Origin of the sequence: Flavobacterium sp. LC2016-12, assembly GCF_015351595.1 — a bacterium.
GTDB lineage: Bacteria > Bacteroidota > Bacteroidia > Flavobacteriales > Flavobacteriaceae > Flavobacterium.
In genome coordinates, this window is the sequence record NZ_JADKPT010000001.1 from 432,850 (window position 1) to 447,373 (window position 14,524).

General features: G+C 33.6%; 8 protein-coding genes. All 8 read left to right on the forward strand.

Translation table 11 applies throughout. The features are described from left to right. The first annotated feature begins 148 nt into the window (after positions 1–148). Entirely contained in the window at positions 149–1,333 is a 1,185-nt protein-coding gene (locus tag IRZ99_RS01870) for an acetate/propionate family kinase (protein WP_194655650.1), read from the forward strand. Between the two features lie 95 nt (positions 1,334–1,428). After that, a complete protein-coding gene (locus IRZ99_RS01875; RefSeq protein WP_194655651.1) occupies positions 1,429–4,173 on the forward strand; it encodes a histidine kinase in 2,745 nt (914 codons plus the stop codon). 244 nt (positions 4,174–4,417) lie between these two features. After that, a complete protein-coding gene (locus IRZ99_RS01880) occupies positions 4,418–7,438 on the forward strand; it encodes a SusC/RagA family TonB-linked outer membrane protein (RefSeq protein ID WP_194655652.1) in 3,021 nt (1,006 codons plus the stop codon). Positions 7,439–7,442: 4 nt separating this feature from the next. Continuing rightward, positions 7,443–8,897, forward strand: a complete 1,455-nt coding sequence (locus IRZ99_RS01885) for a RagB/SusD family nutrient uptake outer membrane protein (protein WP_194655653.1) — start codon at positions 7,443–7,445, stop codon at positions 8,895–8,897. An 18-nt stretch (positions 8,898–8,915) separates the two neighbouring features. Then, a complete protein-coding gene (locus tag IRZ99_RS01890; protein WP_194655654.1) occupies positions 8,916–9,815 on the forward strand; it encodes a LamG domain-containing protein in 900 nt (299 codons plus the stop codon). Between the two features lie 73 nt (positions 9,816–9,888). Continuing rightward, on the forward strand, positions 9,889–11,277 hold the full coding sequence (locus IRZ99_RS01895) for a glucoamylase family protein (RefSeq protein WP_194655655.1): 1,389 nt from the start codon (positions 9,889–9,891) through the stop codon (positions 11,275–11,277). Positions 11,278–11,330: 53 nt separating this feature from the next. Next, positions 11,331–13,631, forward strand: a complete 2,301-nt coding sequence (gene bglX / locus IRZ99_RS01900) for a beta-glucosidase BglX (protein ID WP_194655656.1) — start codon at positions 11,331–11,333, stop codon at positions 13,629–13,631. A 137-nt stretch (positions 13,632–13,768) separates the two neighbouring features. Then, entirely contained in the window at positions 13,769–14,512 is a 744-nt protein-coding gene (locus tag IRZ99_RS01905) for a glycerophosphodiester phosphodiesterase family protein (protein ID WP_228518990.1), read from the forward strand. The last annotated feature ends 12 nt before the right edge of the window (positions 14,513–14,524 follow it).

Sequence of the window (14,524 nt, forward strand, 5' to 3'; positions counted from 1 at the left end):
TATAAATTATTAATGATTGAGTTTTGCGCAGTACGGCAGTACGTAGAAAAAAGCCCTATATAAAATAAATCAAATATTGAAATGCTTTGAGCATTTGAAAAAAAACTCAGAACCTTAGTGTCTTAGTACCTTAGTAACTATAAAAAAAATGAAAATACTAATCATAAACTCAGGAAGTTCATCCATAAAATATCAATTAATGGTTATGCCAACAAACGAAGTAATTTGTTCGGGTATGATTGACAGAATTGGTTTAGAAACTTCAAATATTACTTTTAAATCGGTGTCTAATTCGATAGAAGAAACATTGGCTATTCCCAATCATAAAGTAGGTTTGCAAAAAGTGGCTAATATGCTTTTGGATGCTGAAAAAGGAGTTATTAAATCAACTTCAGAAATTGCAGCGGTTGGTCATCGTGTAGTGCATGGAGGAAGTGATTTTAGCGATACAGTAAAAATTGACGAAAAGGTAAAAGCAAAAATCAAACAGCTTTTTGAGCTGGCTCCTTTACATAATCCGGCTAACTTAGAAGGAATTAATGTTGCAGAAGAGATTTTTAGTTCAGCTGAGCAAATTGCCGTTTTTGATACTGCTTTTCATCAGTCTATGCCAGAAGTGGCTTATAAATATGCAATTCCAAATTACCTTTTAACAGAAAATAAAGTGCGTGTGTATGGTTTTCACGGAACGAGCCACAAATATGTTTCTGAAAAAGCAATTGGCTTTTTAGAGAACAATTCTAGAATCATTACTATTCATTTAGGCAATGGCTGTAGTATGGCTGCGGTTAAAAATGGAAAATGTATTGATACCACAATGGGATTTTCACCATCGAATGGGTTGATTATGGGAACACGTTCCGGTGATATTGATCAGTCGGTTGTTTTTTACATGATTAAAAATCTTGGATATACAGCGGATGAAGTAAATGCCGTTTTATTGAAACAAAGCGGTATGCTGGGACTTACTGGCTACAGTGATTTACGTGATATTGAAGGCGAAGCTGAAAAGGGTAATAAAGAATGTCAGTTGGCTTTGTTAATGAATGCTTATCGTATTAAAAAGTTTATTGGTGCCTATACTGCAGCATTAAATGGTTTAGATGCTATTGTTTTTACGGCTGGAATTGGCGAAAATTCTTCGTATATGCGTAAATTAGTTTGTACGGACATGGAATATTTTGGAATAGACATAGATGAAGAAAAAAATCAAATTCGCTCTAAAGCTGTTAGAGAAATCAACAAAGCAGACTCCAAAGCTAAAGTTTTGGTAGTTCCAACAGATGAGGAATATGAAATTGCAAATCAGGTTTATCATTTGCTACATAATTAGATTATATCCGGTTCAGAATAAAAAAAGCTTCTCATTTGAGAGGCTTTTTTACTTATTAAATATTTGTCAGTATCTTTGACATAAAACTGAATATTTTGAAATCGATACTTCTAAAATCACTTTTCTTCTTTTTCATCGCTTCACAAATTCAAGCACAAGAATTACTTCCTTTCGTTGAAAATTATAATAAATCAAACTATCAGGGCGACAACCAAATTTGGAACGTTGTCCAGGGTAAAGATAATGCCATGTATTTTGCTAATAACCATTATTTACTGCGATATGATGGTGTAAAATGGGAAAAATATTCATTACCTAATAAAACGATTATTCGTTCGATTTTAATTGAAGGAGATCGAATTTATTCTGGTTCTTATAAGGAATTTGGTTATTGGTATCGAAAAGAGGGTAAAATGCAATACATTTCAATTACCAAAAACCTGCGTTTGTTTGATGAGAAAGACAATGAAGAAATCTGGAAAATTTTCAGATTTAATGGCTCGTTATATTTCCAGTCCTTCAATGATGTTTTTATTTATAACGGAAAACACATTCAGAAAATTAAATTTCCGTTTTTAATTTCGTATTGTTTTGTAGTCGATCAAAACCTTTATGTTGCGTCAGTAGCGAAGGGAACTTTTAAAATGAACGGATCTAGAATTGCAAATCCAAAAGGGTGGAATGTTCTTAAAAACTGTGTTGTTCATGCTATCGAAAAATATCAAAACAAGACTTACATTTTTACGCAGAAAAAAGGAATTTTTACTGTAGAAAAAGAAGGTTTAAAGCCTTGGAATAATCCATTAAATGAAATTTTAAAAAGCTCCACAATTAACGTTGGTAAGTTTACTAAAAACAATAAACTTATTGTAGGTACCGGAAACCGAGGTGTTTTTATATATGATTTTAAATCTGGTACCTATAAAAATATTGATAGAAAAAATGTCTTAATGAATAACTCCATTTTGAGTATTGGTTTTGACAAAGAAAATGATTTATGGCTGGGTTTAGATAACGGAATCGCTCATGTTGAGATCAATTCGCCTATTTCAATCTTTTATGATAATTCAGGTATTTTAGGCTCTGTCTACTCAGTAGCTACAACAAACAAAGGTTATTTAATAGCGACAAACCATGGCGTTTTTGAATTTGATTCGGGGAAATTCAAAATGATGCCCAATACTCAGGGACAAGCGTGGAATATTACAGAAATTAATAATAAATATATTATAGGCCACAATGATGGTACATTTTCTTATGCTAATGGTTCGTTATCTAAAATAAATAATATTAGTGGAGGCTGGAATTTATCGAAAAGCAGTATAAATAATACTTATTTTCAATCAACTTATAGCGGTGTTATCGCATATGATGATCTTTCAGATTTAAGTCATAGGAAAGTGATTAAAGATCTTTCGAAACCAATAAAATATGTAGCCCAGAACAAAAAGAATGAAATTTGGGCTGCTGATAATTATCGCGGTCTTTATCGGGTTGTATATGATGATAATTTTAAAACTAAAAAGGTTGAAAATATCACACAACAAAGCAAGATTAAAAACGACTTTGGAGTTAAAATATTTGAGTTTAGAAATGAAATTCTATTTCTGATCAATAATTCGTGGTACACTTATAATTCGATAACGAACAAACTAGAGGAAAACGAATTATTTAATCAGAACTTTAAAAATGTTTCGGATATAATAAGCATAGATGAAGATCATTTTATGGTGCTTCAGGATGGAATTCTTTACCATATTAAAGCGACGGGAAATAAATTTTTATGGAATATTATTCAGGCAAAATATTACAAAGGAAAATTAATCAATGATAATTTAAGGATTTTTAAGCATGCCAATCACTATTTGCTAAATCTTGATGATGGTTTTATATCCTTACAGTTGAAATATGAGAATAAACAAAATTCAGCTGTTAAGATTGAATCTTTTAATGATGAAAATTTAGTTCCAAACGATTCAAAAATCAAATATAATACCGAACTGCAAATAAATGTTATCTCAGGAATTTATGGAGCCAGTAAACCTAATTTGTTTTATAAACTGGATAATAGTAAGGAATTTGTTCCGGTCTTAAACGGACTAATTGTTTTGAATAATTTAAGCAGTGGTGGTCATGTTGTTAAGGTTTATAAACACGATGGTGCGACTTATGATAATGTTGCCAATTTTGATTTTAGTGTAGCAAAACCTTGGTATTTTTCATTTTGGATGATTTTGTTATACTTATTAATAATAGGAGCGGTTCTGTTTTTCTACTATAAATGGAACAAGCTTCGTTATATGCAAAAATTAAGACTGCAGGCGGAAGAATTGAAACATCAGAGGGAAATTCTTGAAATGGAATTAAAAGCCGAGAATGAACTAAATATGCAGGAATATCAAAAGCATATTTTGGAACTTGAATTGCAAACTAAATCTTCTGAAGTTGCAGGGAAATCACTATCAATTGCCAAACAAAGTGAAATGATCGAAAACATTCAGAATATTCTTGATTCTGAAAAAGACTTTAATAAACTCAAGAGCGAAATAAAGAAAGCTATTAAAATTAATGAAGTTAATAAACACGAATGGGAAATTTTTGAAACCAATTTGAATCAGATTCACAACGAATTTATTATAAACCTTTCAAAGAAATATCCAATCCTTACTCCGAAGGATATCAAACTGTGTGTTTATCTTAAAATGAACCTTTCTTCAAAGGAAATTGCGCCTATGATGAATATATCATTTAGAGGAGTAGAATTGCATAGATATCGTCTTAGAAAGAAATTAAATCTCTTGCAGGACGAAAACCTGTCAAAGTTTTTATTAAGTGTGTAAGATTTACATGTAAATTTTACATTTTTTACATTTTTGAATATAATTTTTTATATAATTCCAATACATCATTACTACATCATAACGTTATGTTAATGAAATTAAATTAACATTTATAAGCTTGATAATCACTAGTGTATATTCAGGTTTTAACATAATGATGTAGCTATGTAGTAGTGGTGTTTGATGTACTACAACGTTGTAATTGTTTAATTTGGCTCTACTAACTTAAACGATTACGAACTGTATGAAAAATTTTATTTTTAGCTTTTTAGCGCTCTTATTGCTTCCGGCTTATATGTCTGGACAAGCAATTAAAGGAAAAGTAGTAGACAGTAGTGGAATGGGAATTCCAGGAGCAGTTATTAGCGCTCCCAATTCAAGAACTTCTACTGATGCTGATTTCGACGGAAATTTTACAATTAATGCTAAAGAGGGTGAGATGTTAAAAATCTCTATGCTTGGCTTTGACGCGGTTTCTATACCGGCAACTGTGGCTCCAATGACCATAACTTTAAAGGAAGCTGGTGATACTGCTTTAAAAGAAGTGGTAGTTATTGGATATGGTACTAGGAAAAAAATTGATAATACTACTGCAATTTCTTCTATAAAAGCAGAAGAAATTACAAAAACAAAAGTACTGAATGCCTCTCAGGCTATTCAGGGTAAGGCAGCTGGTGTCCAGGTTATTTCATCTGATTTACCGGGAAGTACTCCTTCTGTGGTGATTAGAGGTTTGGGAACTGCTTTAGGAGGGCGTAACCCGTTGTACATTGTCGACGGTATGCAAACTGAAAATATCAATAATATCAATACTAATGATATCACATCTTATGAAGTTTTAAAAGATGCATCTGCTTTAGCAATTTATGGTACAAGGGCGGCAAATGGAGTTATTATCATTACCACTAAAAAGGGAAAAGGTGATAATAAAGTTTCGGTTGAAATTGAAAGTTTTGCAGGTGTGAGAGAACCTTTGAAAAAAGTAAAAATGGCAGGTAGTAATAAGTTCGCTTATTATACAAACTCGGCTTTGCAAGCTACTACATTTTCTCAGGATCAACCTGTAAACACAGATTGGTTTGATGAAATTACAAGAACTGGTTCTTATACCCAAAATAACATATCTGTTTCTGGTGGTAGTGAAAATATAAAATACTTTTTCAGTTTAGGAAATTATGAAGAAAAAGCAATTTTAAATGGTTTAGACTATGGACGTACTACGTTTAGAAATAATAATGAGTACAAGATTTCTAAAAAGTTAACTTTAAACCAAACATTCAGTTTAACTTCAACAAATTCAAGTCCTAAGCCATTAAGTGCATTTACAAATGCTTACAAACAATCACCAATAGTACCGGTTCGTTTTGCGAATGGGCAGTATGGTGTATCCAGAGTTGGAGAAGATGGTTTTGCAAATACAACAGGAGCATCTTTCAATAACGTTGGAAATCCTGTAGCTCAATTAGATCTATATGATGAGGAGCAAAGAAGCGTTACTTTCCAGGGAGGATTAAAATTAGATTATGAAATTTTACCTTCTTTAAAATTTACTTCCCAATTTAATGGCGAATATTATACTTGGAAACAATATAATTTTGAAGACTCTGAGAATATTTGGTTAGCGGCTAATCCAGATAAAACAGCTGCAGATTATGACCAAAGAGTTGTTACTGAGAAAATTCCATATAACTTATTAACTAAAGGAAGAGAAGAATATTTTAACTGGAATTTATCAAACTATTTGACTTATAATAAAGTATTTGATGAAATTCATGATGTAGAAGTTACGGCTGGTATTGAAACATCTGTAAAGGGTGCCAGAGAAAAATTGACAATTATTAGAAAAAATGTAAATACAGATTCTAATTACTGGTCATTGAAAGATGTTGATTATGTTGCAAATGTGACAAGTTATAAAGATGAAGTTTTTAATCAAACAAAATTAGCCTCCTATTTTGGTCGTTTCCAGTACAAACTAATGGACAGATATTTAGTAACAGGAACTGTTAGACGTGATGGATCTTCAAACTTTGCTAAAGATTATCGTTGGGGAACTTTTCCTGCCTTTGGTTTAGGATGGGTGATCACCAAAGAAAATTTCATGGCTGATGTAAAAGGAATCAATTTATTAAAATTAAGAGGAGGATGGGGTAAACTAGGTAACCAAAATGTACCGCTTAACAGACAAGGGTATGCTTCAGGATTAACTTCTTATTTAGGTGGCTCAATTTTATATGAAGGAACTACAATTAACTCTCAAATTGATCCAAGCCTTTCTTGGGAAGTTACAGAAGAATCTTCTGTGGGATTAGATTTTGAATTGTTAGATAGTAGATTGAAAGGTACTTTTGACGTATACGATAAAAACACTGATAATGTGATTTTAAATGTAAAACCTTATATGGCTTCAGGTATCACGACTGCTTCGCCTGCACATGTCGGTGAGGTTTCAAATAAAGGATATGAAATTTCTTTGCGTTGGGATGATAAAATTAATGATAATTTTTCTTATTGGGTTGGAGGTAATTTTTCAAACAATAAAAACGAGCTTACAGGTTTAAAAGATGTTGTTTTGTCACCAATTGAAGGGGGAAGTTTAGGAAATGGAGAAACTACCAAATTTCTTGATAATTCATCTATTGGACAGCCTTTAGGAAGTTTTTACATGTACGAGTATGCTGGTTTTGATAGCTCAAATGGGAAGATGTTATACTATAAAGCAGATGGAACTACAGCTACTCAGGATGCATTAGGCGATGTAGATAAAAAATATGTAGGCTCTATTTTACCAAAATCTAATTATGGTGTTACTCTGGGATTAAACTATAAAAACTTTGATTTCTCTGTTGATGGTTATGGTACTTCTGGAGCGAAAGTTTATAATGGTAAAAAAGCACAACATTTTGGAGGAGAAAACATTGAAGATGCAACTGCAACGGATTTCTGGACTCCGAACAATACAACAGCTTCAAATCCCGGAGCTTTTAATTCAACTCCAGTAGCTTCTACGTATTTTCTGGAATCTGGAGATTTCTTTAGAATCAATAATATTACTTTAGGATATAAACTTCCTTTGACTGAAAAGAGCTTTATAAACTATTGCAGAATATATGTAAATGCAATCAACCCATTTATCACACAAAAATTCTCAGGTTTTTCACCGGAGTTAAATGGAGACGGGGATCCGTACAAACTTCAAGGTGTTGAGTTGGATGCATATCCAACTTTAAGATCATTTGTTGTTGGTGCTAATTTAAAATTTTAATATTATGAAAAAGATATATATATCAATGCTTGCATTAACTGCCTTGTTTTTTACAGGATGTGCAGATGATTATTTAGATGTTGACCAAACAGAGGCTATTTCTACAGGTGATATCGAATTGTTTAATAATGATGCGGGGGCAACAACCTTCGTTACTGCAATTTATAACAAATTCTTAGATTGGGACACAACATCTTTTGGATGGATAGGTTTAACTAGTATTACGACAGATGATGCAGATAAAGGATCATCTCCTGGTGACGTTGGTACAGATAAAGATGTATTGGATGCTTTAACCTATAATGCATCGAATCCTTCTTCTGAAGGTAATTTTAAAGCCTATTATGCTGGAATTAATCGTTGTAATCAGGCCTTAAATATTATACCTCAATTAGATCAAGCCAATGCTGGTTTACGAGCAAGATTAATAGGAGAAGCTAAATTTATGAGAGCTTTTATGTATTTTACTTTAGTGAAGTGTTATGGAGGTGTACCAATTGTAGATCATTTACCAAACCCATCATCTTTGGAAGATAAAAACATGCTGCTTACTCGTAAACCACTTGCAGACGTTTATGCTTTTATTGAAGCTGACTTAACTGATGCTATTGCAGCCTTACCTTTAAAATCAACTTATTCTGCTGATGAAAAAGCGAGGGTATCAAAAGGATCAGCTTATGCTTTGTTGGCTAAAGTTAACCTGTATCAAAAAAACTGGCAAAAAGTTGTAGACAACTGTAATCTGGTTACTGGGTACAGTCTTGTACCGGAGTATGCTGCAATGTTTAGACTGGCAGGTGAAAATGGACCTGAATCAATTTTTGAAATCAATGGTGTTGGATCCGTTCCAGCTAAAGGAATTAAGCAATATTCTCAAGTTCAGGGAGCTCGTGGTACTGGCGGATGGGGCTGGGGCTTCAATACACCTTCTCAGAGTTTAGTAGACGCTTACGAGCCTGGAGATGTTAGAAAAGCTGCCACAATTATCTTCAGAGGAACAACATTATATGACGGAAGAGTTGTTCCAAATACTGTTGATAATGAGAGATATAACTATAAAGCATATTCATCTAATTATTCTGGAGCTGATGATAGTGATGCGAATGTTATTTTTATCAGATATGCTGAAGTATTATTAATGAAAGCTGAGGCATTAAATGAACTAGGACAAACGAGTGAGGCTATTCCATTGTTAAACCAAATTAGAAACAGAGCGAAACTTGCCAATACGACTTTTACATCTCAGGATGATATTAGAAAAGCGATTTGGAGAGAAAGAAGAGTTGAACTAGCTTTTGAGTTTGACAGATTCTTTGACTTAGTGAGAACAGGTCAGGCAAAAACAGCTTTTGCTGCTGATGGAAAAACGTTTACTGAAGGAAAAAATGAATTGTTCCCAATTCCTGAATCTTTTTTGACAGAAGCAAAAGGTTTATCAAGTCAAAATCCTGGTTATTAATTCTAAAAGACATTAAAAATGAAAAAAAATAAATCCATTTTCTTGCTTTCTTTCGCTTTAACTTCAGCATTGTTTGTTAGCTGCGAGGATAGTATTGATAAAGTAAACACCCCAATTCCTTACGAGTCAATTGGTGGTTATGATAATTCTGATGATGTTGCAGCTACTCATTTAGTATCTAAATTTAGTTTTGATGGTAATATTGCTGATTCAAAAAACAGCATAACGGACGGATCAGGAAATAATATAACATATGGTACCGGTATAAAAGGGGAAGCGTATCAAGGATCTGCAAGTTCTTTTATAGCCTATAATACAGTTGCTAATTCGATAGTAAATTTAAAAAGCATTACTGTTTCCATGTGGATTAAAACAGATCCGCATACAGGTGGCGCACAATCGTTATTTATGCTTCCTAAAAAGACAGATTTTTGGGGTAACATCTTTACACTTATTGAAGGAACAGGGCCAGCAACAACAATGTTGTTAAAAAATCATATTCAGAAAGACGTTATGCCTAGCATTCCTTGGGCTGGGCAATTTATTGAACATGCGCAGGCCAATGTTTTGCCTAATATGTTTGGAGCATGGAAACACATAGTATGGACGTATAATGGTACTAGTTCTACTTATAGTCTTTATATTGATGGACAAAAAATAGTTTTGCCAGAATCTATTTCAAAGAGGTATACAAATGATCCTTTAACAGGAGGTCTTCCTTATGGGGAATTAGCAAGTTCTGAAGTTTCTAAATTTATTATTGGTGGTTACCAGCAACATTTAGGGGCTCCTTGGGGAAATGCAGATGGATGGATGCTTCATTATACTGGTTTAATGGATGAATTTAGAATCTATGACGCATCTCTTACAGATAATGAAGTTACTGCTCTATACAAATTAGAGAAAGACAAACGATAAATTTTCTTCAAAATACACCTGGAGTAAATTCCAGGTGTTTTTTTTAGTTATTAATATTACAAAATTTATAAAAATGAGAATTGGTTTATACATCATACTACTTTTGGGGGCTTTTAGTTCTTGTTCTTCTTCTTCACCAGATGAAGGGAAAAGCGGCGGTACTCCCTTACCAACAAATCCAACAAACCCAACAAAACCTCTAACAGATAATGAGGCAATGGATCAGGTTCAAAAAGATGCAATTAAATATTTTTGGGATTATGCTGATCCTAATTCAAAATTAGCAAGAGAAAGATATCTTACGGAAGATCCAAATTTTGAATCAAACATTATTACTACAGGAGGTTCAGGTTTTGGATTAATGACTATCGTTGTAGGCGTAGAAAGAGGTTTTTTGCCAAGAGCTGAAGCTGTTTCTAGACTTACTACAGCATTAACTTTTCTTGAGAAAGCAGACCGTTTTCACGGCGCATGGCCACACTGGATGGATAATAAAGATGGGAAAGTAATTCCGTTTGGTACAAAAGATAATGGAGGAGATTTAGTAGAAACTTCTTTTGTTTGCCAGGCTCTAATTACTATTAGAGAATATTTTAAAAATGGAAGTACAGCTGAAAAGGCATTGGCTGAAAAAGCTGACGTACTTTGGAAGGGTGTAGAATGGGATTGGTACACTCAGGGACAAGATGCCTTATATTGGCACTGGTCTCCAAATTATGGCTGGGAAATGAATTTTAAATTAGAAGGCTATAATGAATGTTTGATTACATATGTAATGGCAGCTTCTTCACCAACGCATCCTATTTCTGCAGAAGCGTATCATAAAGCATGGGCGAGAAGTGGAGCTATTGTAAATGGAGGTTCTCAATACGGAATTCCGGTTATTTTCAATTATAATGGAGCTACAGGAAATGTAGGGCCAATGTTCTGGTCACACTATTCTTATTTAGGTTTAGATCCAAATAATTTAAAAGATAAATATGCTGATTATTGGGCATTGACACAAAATCATGCTAAAATAATGGTTAAGTACAGTGTTGCTAATCCAAAAGGATTTAAAGATTATTCAGATAAATGCTGGGGACTGACAGCAAGTTACACCCGAAATCCTGACGGAACAACGGGATATACAGCACACCAACCTAATAACGATAATGGTGTTATTTCACCAACCGCTGCATTATCTTCTTTCCCATATACACCAGTAGAATCTATGAAGTTTTTACACTATTTGTATGATGATAATAAAGCAAAATATGTTGGAATCGCAGGGCCTTATGATGCTTTTTCTCCACAATACAATTGGGTAACAGCTCGTTATTTGGCAATTGATCAGGGAACAATTGCTCCCATGATTGAGAACTATAGAAGCGGTTTGTTATGGAAATTGTTTATGAATGCATCAGACACTAAACAAGGTTTAGTAAAACTTGGATTTAAATCTGGGAAGTACGGAATTTAACGCTGCGCTAAATCTGGAATATTAAAACAAATAAGAACAAATAATTATATATAATGAAAAACAAATTAGTCTTACTTTTTTTAGGATGTGCTGTTTTGGGTTATGCCCAAAAAAAGAACACTAAAAACACAGTAACAATTAAACCAAAATCAGAGTTTGTAGCTGAACTATTGTCAAAAATGACTTTAGACGAAAAATTGGGTCAGCTTAATTTACCAACTTCTGGAGATATTACGACAGGGCAAGCAAACAGTTCTGATGTGGCTAAAAAAATTGCTGAAGGTAAAGTAGGTGGTTTATTCAATATTAAATCTGTTCAAAAAATTAAAGAAGTACAAAAAATTGCTATTGAAAAAAGCCGTTTAAAAATTCCATTGATTTTTGGGATGGATGTTATCCACGGCTACGAAACGACATTCCCAATTCCGCTAGGATTATCTTGTACCTGGGATATGAATTTGATCGAAAGAAGTGCACAGATTGCAGCTCAGGAAGCAAGTGCTGATGGTATCAACTGGACATTTTCGCCAATGGTAGATATTTCCCGTGATCCTCGTTGGGGGAGAATTTCTGAAGGTTCAGGAGAAGATCCTTATTTAGGTAGCCAGATTGCAAAAGCAATGGTAAACGGATACCAACAACATGATCTTTCTAAAAATAATTCGATTATGGCGTGTGTAAAACACTTCGCTTTATACGGAGCACCAGAAGCAGGACGTGATTATAATACAGTCGATATGAGTCATATCAGAATGTTCAATGATTATTTTCCTCCTTACAAAGCAGCAGTTGATGCAGGTGTAGGTACCGTAATGGCCTCTTTTAACGAAGTTGACGGAATTCCTGCAACCGGAAACAAATGGTTAATGACCGATGTTTTAAGAAAACAATGGGGTTTTAAAGGTTTCGTCGTAACTGATTTTACAGGAATCAACGAAATGATCGAACACGGAATGGGAGATTTACAAGCTGTTTCAGCTTTATCTCTAAATGCTGGTGTTGAAATGGATATGGTTGGTGAAGGTTTCTTAACGACTTTGAAAAAATCCTTAGATGAGAAAAAAGTAACAATCGAGCAAATCGATAATGCTGTTAAACTTATTTTGGAAGCAAAATACGATTTAGGATTATTCCACGATCCATACAAATATTGTGATGAGAAAAGAGCTAAAACAGAAATTTTCACGTCTGCAAGCAGAAAAGAAGCACGTCAGATTGCAGCACAGTCTTTGGTTTTATTAAAAAATCAAAATCAGGTATTGCCTCTTAAAAAATCAGGTACAATTGCACTTATTGGACCATTGGCAGATGCAAAAGAAAACATGCCGGGAACCTGGAGTGTCGCTACTAAAATGGAAAATGCTATTTCATTATTAGCAGGAATTAAAGAAGTAGCAGGACCATCTACAAAAGTATTGTATGCAAAGGGGAGCAATTTAGATTATAATGAAACTTTCGAAACTAATGCAACAATGTTTGGGAAAACCTTACACCGCGATGGCCGTTCTAAAGAAGAATTATTGGCAGAAGCTTTAAAAGTAGCGAACCAATCTGATGTTATTGTTGCTGCATTGGGAGAATCTGCAGAAATGAGTGGAGAATCTAGCAGCCGTACAAATCTGGAAATTCCACAAGCTCAAAAAGATTTATTAAACGCTTTATTAAAAACAGGAAAACCAGTTGTTTTAGTTTTATTTGACGGACGCCCGTTAGTTTTAAAAGAAGAAAACGAGACTGTTCCTGCGATTTTAAATGCGTGGTTTGCCGGTACTGAAGCAGGTTATGCTATTGCTGATGTTTTATTTGGTGATGTAAATCCTTCTGGAAAATTAACTACAACTTTTCCAAGAAGTGTTGGACAGGTGCCAATTTACTACGCACACAAAAACACCGGAAGACCATTGGCAAATATAGAAGGTAAATTCGAAAAATTCAGATCAAATTATATTGACGAAAGAAATGAGCCGTTATTCCCATTTGGTTTTGGATTAAGCTATACCAACTTTGACTATTCAAACCTGAAAATTTCATCAGATAAGATGAATGAAAGCGGGAAATTGCAAGTAACTGTTGATGTTTCCAATACAGGAAATTATGACGGAAAAGAAACCGTTCAATTGTATATCAGAGATTTAGTAGGTTCAGTAACAAGACCCGTTAGAGAACTGAAAAATTTCCAAAAAATAACACTTAAAAAAGGGGAGAAACAAACTGTGAGCTTTGATATCGCGGTTGAAGATTTAAAATTTTATAATTCTGACTTACAATTTGTAGCAGAACCTGGACAGTTCGATGTTTTCGTTGGAGGAAACTCAGCTGCCGACAAGAAAGTTAGTTTTGAATTAACTAAATAGTTGGTTTGTTAGATTAGTAATTAGCCCTTCGTCTGGTTAGCGAAGGGCTTTTTCATAAAAAGAACTTTTTTAAACAATAATAAATTTTTGAAATAATGAAGATTTCTAATGTATTAAAAGTATTTAGTTTATTAATAATGATAATTATTTTTCATTCTTGCGGAGTGGAAAAAAATGCAATTGTTGCACATCGTGGGGCATGGAAAAAGAATAATCTTCCTGAAAATTCTATCGCCTCTTTGAGACAGGCAATAGATCTAAAACTTCCGGGTTCTGAATTTGACGTTTGGCGAACAGCTGACGATTCGCTCGTAATCAATCACGATGCGCATTGTAACAAATTCCTTATTGAAGAAACAAATTATGAAGATTTGCTAAAGTTTAAACTTTCAAATGGAGAGAAGTTACCAACGCTGTACGAGTATGTGACTGAAGGCAAAAGAAACAACAAACACACTCTTTTGGTCTGCGAAATAAAGCCATCAGAAATAAGTAAGGAAAGAGGAAAAAAGACAGCTTTAAAAACGGTTGAAACGATCAAAAAACTGCATGCTGATAAAATCACTTGTTATATCAGTTTTGATTACGAAATCTTAAAGCAAATTAGAGAAGTAGATCAGAAAACAGTTTTACAATATCTGGAAGGAAATAAATCTCCGAAAGAAGTAAAGGTAGATAAAATTTCAGGTGTTGATTATCATTTTTCTGTTTTTAAAAAACATCCCGAATGGATTAAGGAAGCGAAAGAAAATAATATTATCCTAAATGCCTGGACAGTTAACGAAGCTTCTGATATGGATTGGATTATTGATCATAAATTCGATTACATTACCACAAATGAACCTGAACTATTAAAAGAAAGAGTAAAGGAGAAAAAATAATCTTTTAAACTT

What these genes read in the sequence shown, in the direction of transcription:
- IRZ99_RS01870 (WP_194655650.1), top strand. Translation starts at nt 149, where the DNA reads ATGAAAATACTAATCATAAACTCAGGAAGTTCATCCATAAAATATCAA.
- IRZ99_RS01880 (WP_194655652.1), top strand. Translation starts at nt 4,418, where the DNA reads ATGAAAAATTTTATTTTTAGCTTTTTAGCGCTCTTATTGCTTCCGGCT.
- IRZ99_RS01885 (WP_194655653.1), top strand. Translation starts at nt 7,443, where the DNA reads ATGAAAAAGATATATATATCAATGCTTGCATTAACTGCCTTGTTTTTT.
- IRZ99_RS01890 (WP_194655654.1), top strand. Translation starts at nt 8,916, where the DNA reads ATGAAAAAAAATAAATCCATTTTCTTGCTTTCTTTCGCTTTAACTTCA.
- IRZ99_RS01895 (WP_194655655.1), top strand. Translation starts at nt 9,889, where the DNA reads ATGAGAATTGGTTTATACATCATACTACTTTTGGGGGCTTTTAGTTCT.
- bglX (WP_194655656.1), top strand. Translation starts at nt 11,331, where the DNA reads ATGAAAAACAAATTAGTCTTACTTTTTTTAGGATGTGCTGTTTTGGGT.
- IRZ99_RS01905 (WP_228518990.1), top strand. Translation starts at nt 13,769, where the DNA reads ATGATAATTATTTTTCATTCTTGCGGAGTGGAAAAAAATGCAATTGTT.